Source organism: Streptomyces sp. NBC_00726, assembly GCF_045161735.1.
Classification (GTDB): domain Bacteria; phylum Actinomycetota; class Actinomycetes; order Streptomycetales; family Streptomycetaceae; genus Streptomyces.
Genome location: NZ_CP108983.1, coordinates 833,547 through 850,591, shown reverse-complemented (window position 1 = coordinate 850,591; position 17,045 = coordinate 833,547). Strand labels below are relative to the sequence as shown.

General features: G+C 72.4%; 16 protein-coding genes. 9 read left to right on the top strand and 7 right to left on the bottom strand.

From position 1 onward, the window contains the following. Window positions 1-65: 65 nt before the first annotated feature. The 4 genes from OG338_RS03675 to OG338_RS03660 form a co-directional block, all read right to left on the bottom strand. Entirely contained in the window at window positions 66-1,562 is a 1,497-nt protein-coding gene (locus OG338_RS03675; RefSeq protein ID WP_405935936.1) for an FG-GAP repeat protein, read from the bottom strand. 164 nt (window positions 1,563-1,726) lie between these two features. Further along, on the bottom strand, window positions 1,727-2,725 hold the full coding sequence (gene gap / locus OG338_RS03670) for a type I glyceraldehyde-3-phosphate dehydrogenase (RefSeq protein WP_405935935.1): 999 nt from the start codon (window positions 2,723-2,725) through the stop codon (window positions 1,727-1,729). 111 nt (window positions 2,726-2,836) lie between these two features. After that, window positions 2,837-3,787 (bottom strand): GlxA family transcriptional regulator, encoded by a 951-nt coding sequence (locus OG338_RS03665; protein WP_405935934.1) that lies wholly within the window; start codon window positions 3,785-3,787, stop codon window positions 2,837-2,839. Next, a complete protein-coding gene (locus OG338_RS03660; RefSeq protein WP_405935933.1) occupies window positions 3,787-4,221 on the bottom strand; it encodes a VOC family protein in 435 nt (144 codons plus the stop codon). Before OG338_RS03660 ends, OG338_RS03665 begins: the two co-directional genes overlap by 1 nt. 99 nt (window positions 4,222-4,320) lie before the next feature. Here OG338_RS03660 and argC point away from each other — a divergent pair, with 99 nt between their 5' ends. From argC to OG338_RS03635, 5 genes are read left to right on the top strand one after another with little or no spacing between them, the layout of a single operon-like run. Further along, window positions 4,321-5,349 (top strand): N-acetyl-gamma-glutamyl-phosphate reductase, encoded by a 1,029-nt coding sequence (argC, locus tag OG338_RS03655; protein WP_405935932.1) that lies wholly within the window; start codon window positions 4,321-4,323, stop codon window positions 5,347-5,349. Continuing rightward, window positions 5,346-6,500, top strand: a complete 1,155-nt coding sequence (gene argJ / locus OG338_RS03650) for a bifunctional glutamate N-acetyltransferase/amino-acid acetyltransferase ArgJ (protein WP_405935931.1) — start codon at window positions 5,346-5,348, stop codon at window positions 6,498-6,500. Before argC ends, argJ begins: the two co-directional genes overlap by 4 nt. Continuing rightward, window positions 6,497-7,399 carry an acetylglutamate kinase gene (argB, locus tag OG338_RS03645; protein ID WP_073967851.1) on the top strand — a complete coding sequence of 301 codons (903 nt, stop codon included), beginning with the start codon at window positions 6,497-6,499 and terminating at the stop codon, window positions 7,397-7,399. The genes argJ and argB overlap by 4 nt, the downstream gene beginning before the upstream one ends. Beyond that, entirely contained in the window at window positions 7,396-8,607 is a 1,212-nt protein-coding gene (locus tag OG338_RS03640; protein WP_405935930.1) for an acetylornithine transaminase, read from the top strand. Before argB ends, OG338_RS03640 begins: the two co-directional genes overlap by 4 nt. Window positions 8,608-8,617: 10 nt before the next feature. Next, entirely contained in the window at window positions 8,618-9,154 is a 537-nt protein-coding gene (locus OG338_RS03635; RefSeq protein ID WP_018103822.1) for an arginine repressor, read from the top strand. A 4-nt stretch (window positions 9,155-9,158) separates the two neighbouring features. On the opposite strand, the gene OG338_RS03630 is transcribed toward OG338_RS03635, so the two are convergent. After that, window positions 9,159-9,866 carry a L,D-transpeptidase family protein gene (locus OG338_RS03630; RefSeq protein WP_405935929.1) on the bottom strand — a complete coding sequence of 236 codons (708 nt, stop codon included), beginning with the start codon at window positions 9,864-9,866 and terminating at the stop codon, window positions 9,159-9,161. A gap of 64 nt (window positions 9,867-9,930) precedes the next feature. Beyond that, the gene (locus OG338_RS03625; RefSeq protein WP_405935928.1) at window positions 9,931-11,121 is read right to left on the bottom strand and encodes a hypothetical protein; all 1,191 of its coding nucleotides are present in this window, start codon (window positions 11,119-11,121) and stop codon (window positions 9,931-9,933) included. 129 nt (window positions 11,122-11,250) lie between these two features. On the opposite strand from OG338_RS03625, the gene argH reads away from it, so the two are divergent. The 4 genes from argH to OG338_RS03605 all read left to right on the top strand — a co-directional run bounded on the left by argH (window position 11,251) and on the right by OG338_RS03605 (window position 16,037). Next, window positions 11,251-12,684, top strand: a complete 1,434-nt coding sequence (gene argH, locus OG338_RS03620) for an argininosuccinate lyase (protein ID WP_405935927.1) — start codon at window positions 11,251-11,253, stop codon at window positions 12,682-12,684. A gap of 225 nt (window positions 12,685-12,909) precedes the next feature. Then, a complete protein-coding gene (locus tag OG338_RS03615; RefSeq protein WP_405935926.1) occupies window positions 12,910-13,881 on the top strand; it encodes an aldo/keto reductase in 972 nt (323 codons plus the stop codon). A 63-nt stretch (window positions 13,882-13,944) separates the two neighbouring features. Further along, entirely contained in the window at window positions 13,945-14,496 is a 552-nt protein-coding gene (locus OG338_RS03610; protein WP_405935925.1) for a TetR/AcrR family transcriptional regulator, read from the top strand. Next, entirely contained in the window at window positions 14,493-16,037 is a 1,545-nt protein-coding gene (locus OG338_RS03605) for an MFS transporter (RefSeq protein WP_405935924.1), read from the top strand. Before OG338_RS03610 ends, OG338_RS03605 begins: the two co-directional genes overlap by 4 nt. 276 nt (window positions 16,038-16,313) lie before the next feature. Here OG338_RS03605 and OG338_RS03600 read toward each other — a convergent pair whose 3' ends face one another. Then, complete coding sequence (locus tag OG338_RS03600) at window positions 16,314-16,985, bottom strand: 1-acyl-sn-glycerol-3-phosphate acyltransferase (RefSeq protein WP_073967842.1); 672 nt, start codon at window positions 16,983-16,985, stop codon at window positions 16,314-16,316. Window positions 16,986-17,045: the final 60 nt, after the last annotated feature.

Here is a 17,045-nt window from a genome sequence, read left to right as displayed (position 1 = left end):
GCCCGGAGGGCGAAACGTGTGAGGGGCCCGTTCCGCGCCTGCGGAACGGGCCCCTCGGCCGTGGCTCAGTAGCTGTAGAGCCCGGCCCCGTTGTCACCCGACAGATTCAGGCCGAAGCGGGCCTTCTTCACCAGGATGCCCAGGTCCACCGGGTTGAAGGCGAGGGCGCCGGTCGTCGTCAGCCCCGTCGGGGTGCCGCGCAGCGACCACACCGCGCCGCCGTCCGCGACCGCCTCCAGGTCCTCGTCCGGCGCACCGGCCGTCAGCTCCGCCCTGCCGTCCCCGGTGACGTCCAGCAGCCGCACCGCGGCCCCGAAGTGATCGCCCTTCTCCGCCACCCCGGGCATGCCCGCCGTGTCCTGGTGGAACGACTTGGCGCCGGTGCCGGTCAGCCCGCCGGGCCCGCCCTTCAGCAGGACCACCGCGCCCGCGCCCGCCTTGGCCTCCAGGGCCTCGAACGGTACGCCCACCGCCAGGTCGGCGTACCCGTCGCCGTCCACGTCGCCCGCGCCGAGCCGGGCGCCGAACTGGTCGCCCTTCTCGCTCACCCCCGGGACGCCCGCGGTGTCCTGGGTGATGACCTTGGTCCGGGTGGTGCTCGGACCGGATGCGGAGCCGTAGTAGATCTTGACGGTGCCCGGGTCCGTGGGGAAGTCCTCGTAGATGCCGTTCGGCACCACCCGTACGGCGAGATCGTCCTTGCCGTCCCCGTCGAAGTCACCGACCGCCGGGGACGAGCCGGAGGGCAGCGGGGTGGAGGCCGTGGACAGGCCCTCGGGGGTGCCCGCCCAGAAACTTCCCCCCTCGGCGTGCTCCTCGTAGCTGAAGAAGGTGCACAGGTCGTCGATGCCGTCGCCGTTGAAGTCGCCGACAGCGGGATCGGACATGAAGTTGTCCGAGGTGAACATGGTCACCCGCTGCTCGCGCACCGGCTCCCCGGCCCGGCTGAACGGCCCGTACAGCACGCTTCGTTGTTCGAGGTCCCCGTCGCCCCAGCCGTGCGCCATCATCAGGTCCGTGTCGCCGTCGCCGTCGAAGTCGCCGGCGATGACGTTGTTCCCGATGTCGTTGTTCGCGGGGCCCGGAATCCGTACCGCGCCCTCGCCCGACAGACCGCTCTCGCGGCCCCACAGGATGATGACGGAGCCGAAGTTGTTCTGCTCCGGGACCGGTTCGCTGGTGTAGAGCGCGAGGTCCGTCAGGCCGTCGTGGTCCAGGTCGGCGGGGATCATCCGGAAGCCGAAGCCGTGGCCCTCGCCGGGGTCGCCCGGCACCCCCGGCGTGCTCTGGTCGATGGTCGTCGTGTGCGCGGGGCCCAGGCCCTGGGCGGAGCCGTAGGCGACGGTGATGTAACCGGCGTAGAGCTGTCCGTCGACCGGGGCGTTGGGCGCGCCGACGACGACGTCCTGATACCCGTCCCCGTTGAAGTCCTCGCGGACGGTGGTGGCCGCCGTTCCCCCGGCCGTGCCCGCGTGCGCGCCCCCCGGCGCCGCGACGGCCACGCCGCCGGTCAGCGCCGTGGCGGCACACACGGCCACGGTCAGCATGGTGCGTATGCCCACAAAATTCTCCTTGGTCGCGTACGTGGAGCCAATGGCGTACGAGGTGTGAGGGCTCACATAGGAGACACATACGACGCGGAGAAGGTTGCACGGCGAACGGAAGGTGAACCCGGCGCGCGGGCAGGGGAGTCGGGGGCGGCCGGTGACCGCCCCCGCGCCCGTTCCTAGCGTCCGGCCAGCAGGGTGAGCGTGTCGATCACCCGGTTGGAGAAGCCCCACTCGTTGTCGTACCAGGCGGACACCTTGATGTGGCGTCCGTCGACCCGGGTCAGCTCCGAGTCGAAGATGGAGGACGCCGGATTGCCGGTGATGTCGGCCGACACGAGCGGGTCCTCGGAGTATTCGAGTACGCCCGCGAGCGGGCCGGCGGCGGCCGTCCGGTACGCGTCGAGCACCTGATCGCGCGTCACGTCCCGGGCCACGGTGGTGTTCAGCTCCACGATCGAGCCGACCGGGACCGGCACCCGGATGGAGTCGCCCGACAGCCTGCCGTCCAACCGGGGCAGCACCAGCCCGATCGCCTTCGCGGCGCCGGTCGTGGTCGGCACGATGTTGACGCCGGCGGCGCGGGCGCGGCGGGCGTCGCGGTGCGGGCCGTCCTGGAGGTTCTGCTCCTGGGTGTAGGCGTGCACGGTCGTCATGAAGCCGTGCTCGATGCCGGCGAGGTCGTCCAGCACCTTGGCCAGCGGGGCGAGCGCGTTGGTGGTGCAGGAGGCGTTCGACACGATCGTGTGCAGCTCGGGGTCGTACGCCTCGCTGTTGACGCCGTACGCGAGCGTCACGTCCGCCCCGTCCGAGGGCGCGGCGACCAGCACCCGCTTCGCGCCGGCGTCGAGGTGGGCGCGGGCGGCCTTCGCCGAGGTGAAGCGGCCGGTGGCCTCCACGGCGATGTCGACGCCCAGCTCCGCCCAGGGCAGCCGCCCGGGCTCCCGCTCGGCGAGCACCTTGATGCGGCGGCCGTCCACGACGAGGGTGTCCCCGTCCACGGAGACCGGGCGGCCGAGGCGGCCCGCGGTGGTGTCGAACGCCAGCAGCCGGGCGAGCGTTGCGGGCTCCGAGAGGTCGTTGACGGCGACCAGGTCGAGGTCGCTGTCGCGTTCGAGCAGCGCGCGCAGCACGTTGCGTCCGATGCGGCCGAATCCGTTGATGGCGATGCGAGTCACGTGAGATGTCCCTTCTCTCTTCGCCCTCCACGATCGCGCGCGCCGCACGCCCCGGACAGCGGCGTGATCGCCACGGTCCGCAAGGATCACGCCAGCCGTCCCGGGGGCTTTTCACTCGCCCCGGGCGAAGGTGCGCCGGTACTCGCTCGGGGTGGTGCCCAGGATGCGCTGGAAGTGCAGCCGCAGATTCGCGCCGGTCCCGAGCCCCACATCGGCGGCGATCTGCTCGACGGCCCGCTCCGAGCGTTCGAGGAGTTCGCGGGCCAGGTCGATGCGGGCCCGCATCACCCACTGCATCGGGGTGTACCCGGTGTCCTCGGCGAACCGCCGCGAGAACGTGCGGGGCGACACCGCCGCGTGCCGGGCCAGCGCGTCGAGCGTGAGGGGTTCGCCGAGCCGGTGCAGCGCCCATTCCCGGGTCGCCGCGAACCGCTCGCCCAGCGGCTCCGGGACGCTGCGCGGCACGTACTGCGCCTGCCCGCCGCTGCGGTACGGGGCGGCGACGAGCCGGCGGGCCGCGTGATTGGAAGCGGCGATGCCCAGATCGCCCCGCAGGACGTGCAGGCACAGGTCGATCCCGGACGCGGCGCCCGCCGAGGTGAGGACGCTGCCCTCGTCCACGAACAGCACGTTCTCGTCCACCCGGACCAGCGGGTACTTCGCGGCGAGCGCCCGCGTGTAGTGCCAGTGCGTGGTGGCCCGGCGGCCGTCGAGCAGACCGGTCGCGGCGAGCGCGAACGCCCCGGTCGAGATGGCGGCGAGCCGCGCCCCGCGCTCGTGCGCGGCGACCAGGGCGTCGATCACGGCCCGGGGCGGGTCCTCCCGGTCCGGCTGCCGGTACCCCGGTACGAAGACGATGTCCGCCCAGGCCAGCGCTTCGAGCCCGTGCGTCACGTGGTACGCGAGACCGTCGCCCCCGGTCACCGGCCCCGGGGCCGCCCCGCACACCCGTACCTCGTACGGCATGCTCGCCCGGGTCGTGAACACCTGGGCCGGGATGCCCACGTCGAGCGGCTTCGCCCCGTCGAGCACGAGGACGGCGACGCGGTGCAGCCGGTCCATCAGTCGAGGCAGAACTCGTTGCCCTCGACATCCCGCATGTTGAGGCAGGACTCGTTCTCCTCGTCGGCCGGCAGCAGCCGCCCGCGCACCGCGCCGAGCGGGAGGAGCCGCGCGCACTCGGCCTCAAGCACGGCAAGCCGCTCCTCGCCCTTGAGCCCGACGCCCACCCGGACGTCGAGGTGCACCCGGTTCTTGGCGGCCTTGCCCTCGGGGACCTTCTGGAAGTACATGCGCGGACCGGCCCCGGTGGGGTCGGAGGCCGCGAACCAGGTGTTCCGCTCCTCGGCCGGCAGCGATGCGTTGTACGCGTCCCAGGAGCCGAAGCCCTCCGGCGGCTCCGGCGCGACATAACCCAGCACCTCGCACCAGAACCGCCCCACGCGCTCGGGGTCGGCACAGTCGAAGGTCACCTGGAAATGCTTGATCGTTGCCATGGAGTCACCCTAGAGGCGCGTCCGGCACCCCTCCAGCGGAATTCTTTGCATAAAAGTGCATCACTGCGTATAGTCATGCCATCGACTAGGAGGTTTTCGATGGCGGTACGCGCAGCAGTGGCAGGAGCGAGCGGATACGCGGGCGGGGAACTGCTCCGCCTGCTGCTCGCCCACCCCGGGGTGGAGATCGGCGCACTCACCGCCAACTCCAACGCGGGCCAGCCCCTCGGCGCGCTCCAACCGCACCTGCGCCCCCTGGCCGGCCGCATCCTCCAGCCCACCACCGCCGACGTGCTCGCCGGGCACGACGTCGTCTTCCTGGCCCTGCCGCACGGCCAGTCCGCCGCCGTGGCCGAACAGCTCGGCGACGACGTCCTGGTGGTCGACATGGGCGCCGACTTCCGCCTCCGGGACGCCGGCGACTGGGAGAAATTCTACGGCTCGCCGCACGCCGGCACCTGGCCCTACGGCCTGCCCGAGCTGCCCGGCGGCCGCGCCGCCCTCGCCGGCACCAAGCGGATCGCGGTGCCCGGCTGCTACCCGACCGCCGTGTCGCTCGCGCTCTACCCGGCGTACGCGGCACAGCTCGCCGAGCCCGAGGCCGTGATCGTCGCCGCTTCCGGGACCTCCGGCGCCGGCAAGGCGGCCAAGCCGCACCTGCTCGGCTCCGAGGTGATGGGCAACATGTCCCCGTACGGCGTCGGCGGCGTCCACCGCCACACGCCGGAGATGATCCAGAACCTCAGCGCCGCCGCCGGTGAGCCGGTCACCGTCTCGTTCACGCCGACCCTCGCGCCCATGCCGCGCGGCATCCTCGCCACGTGCAGCGCGAAGGCGAAGCCCGGGACGAGCGCCGAGAGCGTACGCGCCGCCTACCAGAAGGCGTACGCGGACGAGCCGTTCGTGGACCTGCTGCCCGAGGGGCAGTGGCCCGCCACCGCCGCCGTGTACGGCTCCAACGCGGTGCAGGTCCAGGTCGCGTACGACGAGACGGCCGGCCGGATCATCGTGATCAGCGCCATCGACAACCTCGCCAAGGGCACCGCGGGCGGGGCCGTCCAGTCCATGAACCTGGCCCTCGGACTGCCCGAGGACACAGGTCTTTCCACGATCGGAGTCGCACCGTGAGCGTCACGGCAGCACAAGGATTCTCGGCGGCGGGCATCGCCGCCGGAATCAAGGAGAACGGCAACCCGGACCTGGCCCTCGTGGTCAACAACGGTCCGCGCCGCGCCGCCGCGGGCGTCTTCACCTCCAACCGCGTCAAGGCCGCGCCCGTCCTCTGGTCGGAGCAGGTCGTCAAGGGCGGCGAGATCACCGCCGTCGTCCTCAACTCCGGTGGCGCCAACGCCTGTACGGGCCCCAAGGGTTTCCAGGACACCCACGCCACCGCCGAGAAGGCCGCCGAGGTACTGGACGGCCACAGCGCGGGCGAGATCGCCGTCGCCTCCACCGGGCTCATCGGCATCCTGCTCCCCATGGACAAGCTGCTCCCCGGCATCGAGAAGGCCGCGGCGGCCCTCAGCGAGCACGGCGGCGAGAAGGCCGCCATCGCCATCAAGACCACCGACACCGTGCACAAGACGGCCGTCGCGGGCGGCCAGGGCTGGACCGTCGGCGGCATGGCCAAGGGCGCCGGAATGCTCGCCCCGGGCCTGGCCACCATGCTCGTCGTGCTCACCACCGACGCCGACGTGGACGCCGCCGGTCTGGACGCCGCCCTGCGCGACGCGACCCGCACCACCTTCGACCGGGTCGACTCCGACGGCTGCATGTCCACCAACGACACCGTGCTGCTCCTCGCCTCCGGCGCCAGCGGGATCGCCCCGGAGCAGAAGGAGTTCGCCGAGGCCGTCCGTACCGTCTGCGACGACCTGGCCCGGCAGCTCATCGGGGACGCCGAGGGCGCCTCCAAGGACATCCGGATCGAGGTCGTCAACGCCGCGACCGAGGACGACGCCGTCGAGGTGGGCCGCTCCATCGCCCGTAACAACCTCCTCAAGTGCGCCATCCACGGCGAGGACCCCAACTGGGGCCGGGTGCTCTCCGCCATCGGCACCACGAAGGCCGTCTTCGAGCCGGACGCGCTGAACGTCGCCATCAACGACGTCTGGGTCTGCCGCGGCGGCTCGGTCGGCGAGGACCGCGACCTGGTCGACATGCGCTTCCGGGAGGTCCGGATCACCGCCGACCTCGCCGCGGGCACCGAGTCCGCCGTCATCTGGGCCAACGACCTCACCGCGGACTACGTCCACGAGAACAGCGCGTACAGCTCATGACGACGGCGCGGAAGCACACCGCACTCCCGAAGGCGCAGATCCTCATCGAGGCGCTGCCCTGGCTGACCCGGCACAACGGCAAGACCGTCGTCATCAAGTTCGGCGGCAACGCCATGATCGACGAGGAGCTGAAGGCGGCCTTCGCCCAGGACGTCGTCTTCCTGCGCCACGCCGGTCTCAAGCCCGTCGTCGTGCACGGCGGCGGCCCCCAGATCAGCGCCCAGCTCGACAAGCAGGGCCTGGTCAGCGAGTTCAAGGCGGGTCTGCGCGTCACCACGCCCGAGGCGATGGACGTCGTCCGCATGGTGCTCGCCGGACAGGTCCAGCGCGAGCTGGTCGGCCTGCTCAACCAGCACGGGCCGCTCGCCGTCGGCATGACCGGCGAGGACGCCCACACCATCACCGCCATACAGCACCGGCCCACCATCGACGGCGAGCTGGTCGACATCGGCCGGGTCGGCGAGATCACCGCCATCGACACCGGCGCCATCCAGGCCCTGCTGGACGACGGCCGCATCCCGGTCATCTCCTCCATCGCCCGGTCCGCCGACGACAACCACGTCTACAACGTCAACGCCGACACCGCGGCCGCCGCGCTCGCCGCCGCGCTGAACGCCGAGACGCTGATGGTCCTCACCGACGTCGAGGGCCTGTACGAGGACTGGCCGAACAGCGACGACGTGATCAGCCGGCTCACCGCCACCGAGCTGGAGAAGCTGCTGCCCGAGCTGTCCAGCGGCATGGTGCCCAAGATGCAGGGCTGCCTGCACGCCGTACGCAACGGCGTGGAGACCGCCCGTGTCATCGACGGCCGGGTCCAGCACTCGATCCTGCTGGAAATCTTCACCGACGAGGGAATCGGCACGATGGTCGTGCCCGACGCACAGGGGGAGTCATGAGCAACGCCGAGCTTTCACAGCGCTGGCAGCACGCACTGATGGACAACTACGGCACCCCGAAGCTGTCCCTCGTGCGCGGCGAGGGCGCCCGTGTGTGGGACGCGGACGGCACCGAGTACCTCGACTTCGTCGGCGGCATCGCGGTCAACGCCCTGGGCCACGCCCACCCGGCCGTCGTGGCGGCGGTCACCGCCCAGATCTCCACCCTCGGGCACGTGTCCAACCTGTACATCGCCGAACCGCCCGTCGCGCTCGCCGAACGGCTCCTCTCGCTCTTCGGCCGCACCGGCAAGGTCTACTTCTGCAACTCGGGTGCCGAGGCCAACGAGGCCGCGTTCAAGATCGGCCGGCTGACCGGGCGCACCCACATGGTCGCCACCGACGGAGGCTTCCACGGCCGGACCATGGGCGCGCTCGCCCTCACCGGCCAGCCCAGGAAGCGCGAGGCGTTCACCCCGCTGCCCGGCGATGTCACCCATGTGCCGTACGGGGACGTGGCGGCGCTGCGGTCCGCCGTGACCACCGACACCGCGCTGGTGATCATCGAGCCGATGCAGGGCGAGAACGGCGTCGTCGTCCCGCCGAAGGGCTATCTGGAGGCCGCCCGGGAGATCACCCGGGCCACCGGCACCCTGCTCGTCCTGGACGAGGTCCAGACCGGCATCGGCCGGTGCGGTACGTGGTTCGAGTACCAGGCCCACCAGGGCGTCGAGCCCGATGTCGTCACCCTCGCCAAGGGGCTCGGCGGCGGCCTCCCGATCGGCGCCACGGTCGCCTTCGGCGCGGCGGCCGGCCTTCTCGCACCCGGCCACCACGGCACGACGTTCGGCGGCAACCCGGTCGCCTGCGCCGCCGGCCTCGCGGTCCTGGACACCCTCGCCGCCGACGGCGCCCTCGACCAGGTGAAGCGGCTCGGCGAGCGCATCCGGGAGGGCGTGGAGGGGCTGGGGCACCCCCTGGTCTCCCATGTCCGGGGCTCCGGGCTGCTGCTGGGTATCGTGCTCACCGAGCCCCTTGCGCCCCAGGTGCAACAGGCGGCTCAGGGGGCCGGTCTCCTGGTGAACGCGCCCGCGCCCGACGTCCTGCGGCTGATGCCGCCGCTGACGATCGGCGACGCGGAGGTGGACGTGTTCCTCCGGGCGCTGCCGGATGCCCTCGACGCGGCATACGGGGACGGACGATCCGGAGAGAAGCGCTCCGGAGAATGAGGCGACGACGATGACCGAGGCGCAGGAATCCGAGTTCGGCGGGCCTTCGGTGCCGCAGACCCGCACGGCGCGCCACCGCCGGATCGTGGACATCCTCAACCGGCAGCCGGTGCGCTCGCAGAGCCAGCTGGCCAAGCTCCTCAGCGACGACGGGCTGAGCGTCACTCAGGCGACGCTCTCCCGGGACCTGGACGAGCTGGGCGCGGTGAAGATCCGCAACACCGGCGGCGAGCTGATCTACGCGGTGCCGAGCGAGGGCGGTTTCCGCACCCCGCAGGCGCCGCTGGGCGGCTCCGCCAAGGAGGAGCGGATGCGCAGGCTCTCCGCCGAGCTGCTGATCTCGGCGGAGGCTTCGGCCAACCTGGTGGTGCTGCGTACGCCGCCGGGCGCCGCGCAGTTCCTCGCCTCGGCCATCGACCAGGCCGAACTGCACGACATCCTCGGCACCATCGCGGGCGACGACACGCTCATGCTGATCAGCCGCGACCCGGCCGGCGGGCAGGCGCTCGCCGACCATCTGCTGCGGCTCGCGCAGAACGAGCGTTAGGGCGTCAGTAGTTGGTGATCGCGGTCGCGCCGGAGACGGTGCCGATCGCGATGTGCGGGCTGCGGGCCGGGTCGGCCCAGGCCAGGATGCGGTCCATCGCGTCCGCCGGTACGGAGACGCAGCCGGCGGTCGCGCCGGACCCGTTGACGTGCAGGAAGATCCCGGCGCCCCGGCCGCGTACCGGCTTGTCGTAGTTGAAACCGATGACGAGCGCGCGGGCGTACTGCGTGGGGTACGCGGTGATCTGCTCGGACTCCGATGCCCGGCAGTCCGAGGGCAGCGGCTCCACCCAGCGGTTGTAGGCGGCGGCCTCGTTGTCCTCGCACCACCAGGACTTGGTGGTGGCCTGCCGGTACGAGTAGCGCGTGCCGGCGGGCGCGGCCTCGACCCCGAAGGCGTACGGCAGGTCGTAGAGACCCGTCGGCGTCGTGTACGTGCTCTGCCGGCGGGTGCTGCCCTCGGTGAGCCCCTTCGAGCCGAACCGGGCGGCCGCGGTCCCGGCGGCGACCCACTTCCCGTCCCGCAGGTCCCACCAGGTGAGGGTGCCCACGGTGGACGAGGTGGCGTCCGCCATGGCGGTGATCAGCTGGGTGCCGCCGCCCGTGTCGGCGATCCGGGTCGGCAACGGGGCGGTGGCCAGCGGGGGCCGGCCGGCCCCGACGACGGCGCCGAGGGCGAGCAGGACGGCGGCGGTGGTCATAAGTCTTCGCATGCCACGGACTTTAGGCCGACAGGACCTAGGCCGCTCACCGTTCGGCCGCCCCCGAAACGTTCCGTCAGCCGACGCGGGGCCGGCCCGCCGCCCGCAGCAGCCGCTGCGCCCCCACCCGCACCGCCCGGCGCGACTCCGGGCTGTCGCGCTCGCGCAGCCACTCCACCGGGAACTCGGCCGCGTGGGGGAGCAGCGCCCGGGTCGCCGCCCGGACGACGGCGGACGACGGGTCGTCCAGCAACGGCGTCAGCCCCTCCCGCCGCACCGCGTCCAGCGCCCGCAGCCCGTTCACCGCCTGGGCGCGCACGGCCGGGTCCGGGTGGCGGACCAGGGCCCACAGCGTGCCCGCGTCCTCCTTCAGGTCCCCGCACTCGCCGAGCCCGGCGGCGGCGCCCGGCGCGACGGCCTCGCGGGTGCACAGCGCCCGGTACAGCGGCAGCGGATCGGTCCCGCCCTGGCGCACCACGTACCGGGCGCAGGCCCGCACCACGCCCGAACGGTCCGTCAGATGGGCCCCCGCCTCCTCGTACCGTCCGGCGCGCCGCAGCGCGGTGACTCCGGCGGCCCGGACGCGGCCCGAGCGGCCCGTCAGCAGGATGCCGAGGACGCCGTCGTCGCGGCCGGTCCCGCGCACCGCGGCGACGGCCGCCTCCGCGCACAGGTCCTGGATGACGGCGTCCCCCGAGCGCGCGGCGATGCGGGCCAGCCGGTGCGGCGGCAGCAGTCCGCGCCCGACGGCGATGCGGTGGGCGAACCGGCGCGTCGCCCGGTCGGCGCTCGCCAGCAGCGGGTGCACGGCCTCGGCGGGGCCCTCGTGCAGCACCCGGCCCAGCAGCTCCACGGCGAACCCGCCCTGCCCGCGCCGGCCGAGGAGCAGGATCAGCTCCGCCTGCGCGACGAGCCCGGCGGCGGGTGCCTCGGCGAGCAGGGCCCGGGCGCGGTCGCGTACCGGGGCCGCCCAGTCCGTGCAGCGCACGACGAGGAGGGGCAGCAGGCCGGGGTAGCGGGCCACCCGGTCGAGCGCCGCTTCCCGGATGCGGCCGTCGCGGTGGCACAGGGCGAGGGCGGTCGCGGGTTCGGCGTCCGGGTCCGGGGCCGGGTGCGGCGCGTCCCAGCCGTCCGGGGCGTGCCAGGGCGGGTACCGCACCTCCAGGTCGAGGGCCACCCAGCACTCCGCCGAGTCCCGGCCGCCGAGCGCTTCGCGCAGCGGCACGCCGCCGGCCAGCTGCCGCACCGTCGTCCAGGCTTCGTCCATGATCCCCCCAGGTGTTCCGGGCGCCGACCGTACCGGCCCCCGGCAGGCCCGGCACCTGCTTTGACAAATCATGCAGTCGACTGCATAGTTATGCCTATTACTGATCGTGGCACTTCCGAGGAGCACGTAGTGAGCAACGGCAACGGCAACGGCGACGTACGTCTCTGGGGCGCCCGCTTCGCCGACGGACCGGCCGAGGCGCTGGCCCGGCTGTCCGCGTCCGTCCACTTCGACTGGCGCCTCGCGCCGTACGACATCGCCGGCTCCCGTGCCCACGCCCGCGTCCTCAACAAGGCCGGTCTGCTCACCGAGGACGAGCTGAACCGGATGATCGCCGGGCTCGACCAGCTCGAAGCGGACGTGGCCGACGGCTCCTTCACCGGCACCATCGCCGACGAGGACGTCCACACCGCCCTGGAACGCGGCCTGCTGGAGCGGCTGGGCCCCGACCTCGGCGGCAAGCTCCGCGCCGGCCGGTCCCGGAACGACCAGATCGCCACGCTCTTCCGGATGTACCTGCGCGACCACGCCCGCGTCATCGGCTCCCTGGTCGCCGACCTCCAGGACGCCCTGGTCGGCCTCGCCGAGGCGCACCCGGACGTCGCCATGCCCGGCCGTACGCACCTCCAGCACGCTCAGCCGGTGCTCTTCGCCCACCACGTCCTGGCCCACGTCCAGTCCCTGTCCCGGGACGCGGAGCGGCTGCGGCAGTGGGACGAGCGGACCGCCGTCTCGCCGTACGGCTCCGGCGCGCTGGCCGGGTCCTCGCTGGGCCTCGACCCGGAGGCGGTCGCGGCCGACCTCGGCTTCGAGCGGGGCTCGGTGGGCAACTCGATCGACGGCACGGCGTCCCGGGACTTCGTCGCCGAGTTCGCGTTCGTCACCGCGATGATCGGCGTCAACCTCTCCCGGATCGCCGAGGAGGTCATCATCTGGAACACGAAGGAGTTCTCCTTCGTCACCCTGCACGACGCCTTCTCGACCGGCTCCTCGATCATGCCGCAGAAGAAGAACCCGGACATCGCCGAGCTCGCCCGGGGCAAGTCGGGCCGGCTCATCGGCAACCTCACGGGCCTGATGGCCACGCTGAAGGCGCTGCCGCTCGCGTACAACCGCGACCTCCAGGAGGACAAGGAGCCGGTCTTCGACTCCTGCGACCAGCTGGAGGTCCTGCTCCCCGCCTTCACCGGCATGATGGCGACGCTCACCGTCAACCGGGAGCGCATGGAGGAGCTGGCCCCGGCCGGCTTCTCGCTCGCCACCGACATCGCGGAGTGGCTGGTCAAGAAGGGCGTGCCGTTCCGCGTGGCCCACGAGGTCGCCGGTGAGTGCGTCAAGGAGTGCGAGCACCACGGCATCGAGCTGGACGAGCTGACGGACGAGCAGTTCGCGAAGATCTCCGAGCACCTGACCCCGGAGGTCCGCACCGTCCTCAACGTGGCCGGCGCCCTCGCCTCCCGCAGCGGGCGCGGTGGCACGGCCCCCTCGGCCGTCGCCACCCAGCTGGCCGAAGTCAAGGCCGACCTCGCCGTCCAGCACGCCTGGGCGGACGCGCACAAGTAGTCGAAAACGCATCGCGGGCTACGTTGAGGGTGAGGGGTGTCCCGTAGTCCCCGGCGGGCGCGCGGCGCCGGCTACGGCACCTCGCCGCGTTGTCGGAACGCCCGAATACACCCAGTATTCGGGCGTCCCTCCGCCTTGCGATGCACCGCATCTGACACCGCGCGCTGATCCGCCGGGCACTACGGGACACCCCTCCGCGTCCTGCCCGACGACGAGGAGTCCGCGATGCCGTTCGCCCGACTGTCCGAAGCGACCACCCCCACCGCCCACATCGGGCTCGGCCTGGCCGCCGTCGGCCGGCCCGGCTACATCAACCTCCACCGCGACCGCGATCTGCCTGGCGACCGCTCGCCCGACGCCCTGCGCGACCGTACGCACGAACTCCTCGACGCCGCCTACGCGCAGGGCGTCCGCTATTTCGACGCAGCCCGCTCCTACGGGCGCGCCGAGGAGTTCCTGGCCGGCTGGCTGGCCGCGCACCCCGAGGCGGACGATGTCGTCGTCGGCAGCAAATGGGGCTACACCTACACCGCCGACTGGGGCCTCGACGCGGAGGTGCACGAGGTCAAGGACCACGGCCTCGCCGCGTTCGAACGCCAGCGCGCCGAGACCGCAGCGCTGCTCGGCGACCGGCTCGACCTCTACCAGATCCACTCGGTGACCCCGGACAGCCCGGCGCTCGCCGACAAGGAGCTGCACGCCCGGCTCGCCGAGCTGGCCGCGCAGGGCGTCAGCGTCGGCATCTCCACCAGCGGCCCCGCCCAGGCCGAGGCGATCCTCGCCGCCCTCGCCGTCACGGTCGACGGCGCCCCCCTCTTCCGTACGGTCCAGGCCACCTACAACGCGCTGGAGACCTCGGCGGGCCCCGCGCTCGCCGAGGCGCACACGGCCGGGCTCACCGTCATCGTCAAGGAGGGCATGGCCAACGGCCGGCTCGCCGGCGACCAGGCGCCCGCCGTCGTGCGGGAGATCGCGGACGAGGAAGGCTTGGGGAGCGACGCGGTCGCCCTGGCCCTGGTGCTCCACCAGCCCTGGGCCGGCGTCGTGCTCTCCGGCGCGGCCACCGTCGCCCAGCTCGCCGGCAACCTCCACGCGGCCGTCCCCGTCCTCGACGAGGAACGGCGGACCAGGCTGGAGGCCCTGGTCGAGGAGCCGGAGGCGTACTGGCGGCACCGCGCCTCGCTGCCCTGGAGCTGACACCGACGATACGACACTAACCCGAATGAGACATTGACGTCTCATTCGGGTTAGTGTCGTCCCATGACTCTTGATCGTGAGCAGGTGCTGCGCAGTGCCGCTGCCCTGCTGACCCGTAAATCCACCGCCACCATGGACGAGGTCGCCAAGGCGGCCGGCATCGGGCGCGCCACCCTGCACCGGCACTTCGCCGGGCGGGACGCCCTGGTCAGGGCGCTGGAGGAGCTGGGCATCCAGGAGTTCGAGGCCGCGCTCGACGCCGCCGCGATGGACGAGGGCACGAGCGAGGAGGCGCTGCGCCGGTTCGTGCGCGCCGTCGAGCCGGGCGCCGGACTGCTCTCGTTCCTCGTGACGGAGAACCAGCTCTGGGAGGACGGTGACCAGAACGCCGGCTGGGACCGGCTGGACGCCCGCGTCGCCGCCTTCTTCCGGCGCGGCCAGGAGCGCGGCGAATTCCGCATCGACCTGACCCCGGCCTGGCTGACCGAGGCGCTGTACGGGCTCATCGGCAGCGGGGCGTGGGCCGTTCAGGCGGGCCGGGTGGCCGCCCGGGACTTCCCGTACATGATCGCCGAGTTGCTGCTCGGCGGCGCACGCCGGAGCGTGGAGCAATGAGCAGCGTCGAAGAGCAGCCGGAGCCCCCCGTCGATCCGTACCGCCCCGGGCGGTGGATCGCGCTGGCCGTCCTCGTCCTCGCCGTGCTCCTGGTGGCCGTCGACGCGACCGTGCTCGGCCTGGCGACCCCCTTCCTCAGCGAGGACCTGGAGCCGACCGGCACCCAGCTGCTCTGGATCGGTGACGTCTACTCCTTCGTCATCGCCGGGCTCCTGGTCTCCATGGGCAGCCTCGGCGACCGCATCGGCCGCAAGAAGCTGCTGCTCTGCGGCGCCACCGCCTTCGGCGCGGTCTCGGTGCTCAACGCCTACGCGCACACGCCCGAGATGATGATCGTGGCGCGCGCCCTGCTCGGTGTCGCCGGCGCCACCCTGATGCCGTCCACCCTGGCCCTGATCCGCAACCTCTTCCACGACCCGCGCGAACGCAGCCTGGCCATCGGCATCTGGGGCGCGATGGCCTCGGCCGGCGCCGCCGTCGGGCCGGTCGTCGGCGGCTTCCTCCTCGAACACTTCTGGTGGGGCTCGGTCTTCCTGATCAACCTGCCCGTCATGGCGGTGCTCGTGGCGGTCGGCGTCAAGATGATCCCCGAGTCGAAGAACCCGGCGCCCGGGCCGTGGGACCTGCCGAGCGTGGGCCTCTCGCTGGTCGGCATGATCGGGGTCGTGTACGCCATCAAGGAGATGGCCGCGCACGGCACGAGCTGGCCCCCCGCCCTGGTGGGCGTCGCCGGGCTGCTGGCGCTGATCTGGTTCGTACGCCGTCAGTTCCGGCTCCCCGCGCCGCTGCTGGACATGCGGCTCTTCCATCACCGGGGCTTCTCCGGGGCGGTCCTGGCCGACCTGCTGACCATCCTCGGCCTGTCCGGGCTGGTCTTCTTCCTCTCCCAGTTCCTCCAGCTGGTCCAGGGCCGGGGCCCCCTGGAGGCCGGGCTCGCCGAACTGCCCGCGGCCGTGGGCGCGGTCACCGCCGGCCTGCTGGCGGGCACGGTCGCCCGGCGGTTCACCGTGCGCGTGGTGGTGGCCGGCGGGCTCGGCGCGATCGGCCTGGCGCTGGCCTCGGTCGCCGCCGTCCACCGGGACACCGCCTACCCGCTGATCGGCGCGCTGCTCCTGATCGTCGGCGTGGGCGCGGGCTTCGCGTTCACCGTGACGTCCGACGTCATCCTCTCCAGCGTCCCCAAGGAGCACGCGGGCGCCGCCTCCGCGGTCTCCGAGACGGCGTACGAGCTGGGCGCGGCGCTCGGCATCGCGCTGCTCGGCTCCATCGTGACCGGCGCCTACCAGAACTTCACCGCCCCGCCCGGCACCCCGGCCGCGGTCTCGGACGCCGCGCACGAATCGCTGGGCGGCGCCGTGGAGTCCTCCCACCTGCTGCCGCCGCACGAGGCCGTCGAAATGGTCTCCGCCGCCCAGGACGCGTTCGTGGACGGGCTGCACCTCGCCTCGGTCGTCGGCGCCGTCGTCCTGCTGGCCACGGCGGCCGCCGCCTGGTTCCTGCTGCGCGGCCAGGAACTGGAGGAGGGCATCGTGCACGACTAGGCCCTGTCGTCAAATTCCCGTCTGCCGGGCGACGCCATGCACGCACTCTCGCCGCACCGGCCCCAGACCCCAGTACATCCAGTACAGGGGTCTGGGGCCGGCACGCCGAGAAGTGGGGTCTCCCCTGTTCGAGCGGAGCCGAGAACTTGGGGATGCACCTAACGCCGCCCGGCCCGCCCTCCGGGCGGACGACGGGAATTTGACGACAGGACCTAGGGCATACGTGAGAGGGCCCGCCCCAAGACCGGGGCGGGCCCTCTCACGTACGTCAGCCGGTCAGGCGGCCTTCGCCTTGGTCGCGTACATGTCCACGTACTCCTGGCCGGACAGTCGCATCACCTCGGCCATCACGGAGTCGGTCACCGCGCGCAGTACATAGCGGTCGCGGTCCATGCCCTCGTAGCGGGAGAACTCCATCGGCTCACCGAAGCGCACCGTGACCTTGCCCGGACGGGGCAGACCCGAGCCGCCCGGCTGGAGCTTGTCCGTGCCGATCATCGCGAACGGCACCACCGGCGCACCCGTCATCAGCGTCAGCCGCGCGATGCCCGTACGGCCCCGGTAGAGCCGGCCGTCGGGGGAGCGGGTGCCCTCCGGGTAGATCGCGAACGCCTTGCCCTCCTCCAGGATCCGGCGCCCCGTCATCAGCGCCGCGACACCGCCGCGCCCGCCGTCCCGGTCCACCGGGATCATGCCGACGCCCGTGAAGAACCAGGCCATCAGCCGGCCCTTGAGCCCCTTGCCCGTCACGTACTCGTCCTTGCCGATGAAGAACACCGGACGGTCGCAGCAGATCGGCATGATCATCGAGTCGATGAACGTCAGATGGTTGCCCGCCAGAATCACCGGCCCGCTGCCCGGAATGTTCTCGATGCCCTCCATCCGGGGACGGAACATCAGGCGCAGGATCGGTCCGAGCACTGCCTTGATGAGTGCGAGACGGGACAACGCTTCCTCCGGTGTAGTGGCCGGGCCGGCCGGGGTGACGGATTGTAGAGGTCCATGCAG

Bases quoted from the DNA above. Each gene is read 5' to 3' on its own strand.
- OG338_RS03665 (WP_405935934.1), bottom strand. From the start codon at position 3,787: ATGGACCGGCTGCACCGCGTCGCCGTCCTCGTGCTCGACGGGGCGAAG.
- OG338_RS03660 (WP_405935933.1), bottom strand. From the start codon at position 4,221: ATGGCAACGATCAAGCATTTCCAGGTGACCTTCGACTGTGCCGACCCC.
- argC (WP_405935932.1), top strand. From the start codon at position 4,321: ATGGCGGTACGCGCAGCAGTGGCAGGAGCGAGCGGATACGCGGGCGGG.
- argB (WP_073967851.1), top strand. From the start codon at position 6,497: ATGACGACGGCGCGGAAGCACACCGCACTCCCGAAGGCGCAGATCCTC.
- OG338_RS03640 (WP_405935930.1), top strand. From the start codon at position 7,396: ATGAGCAACGCCGAGCTTTCACAGCGCTGGCAGCACGCACTGATGGAC.
- OG338_RS03635 (WP_018103822.1), top strand. From the start codon at position 8,618: ATGACCGAGGCGCAGGAATCCGAGTTCGGCGGGCCTTCGGTGCCGCAG.
- OG338_RS03630 (WP_405935929.1), bottom strand. From the start codon at position 9,866: ATGCGAAGACTTATGACCACCGCCGCCGTCCTGCTCGCCCTCGGCGCC.
- OG338_RS03625 (WP_405935928.1), bottom strand. From the start codon at position 11,121: ATGGACGAAGCCTGGACGACGGTGCGGCAGCTGGCCGGCGGCGTGCCG.
- OG338_RS03615 (WP_405935926.1), top strand. From the start codon at position 12,910: ATGCCGTTCGCCCGACTGTCCGAAGCGACCACCCCCACCGCCCACATC.
- OG338_RS03610 (WP_405935925.1), top strand. From the start codon at position 13,945: ATGACTCTTGATCGTGAGCAGGTGCTGCGCAGTGCCGCTGCCCTGCTG.
- OG338_RS03605 (WP_405935924.1), top strand. From the start codon at position 14,493: ATGAGCAGCGTCGAAGAGCAGCCGGAGCCCCCCGTCGATCCGTACCGC.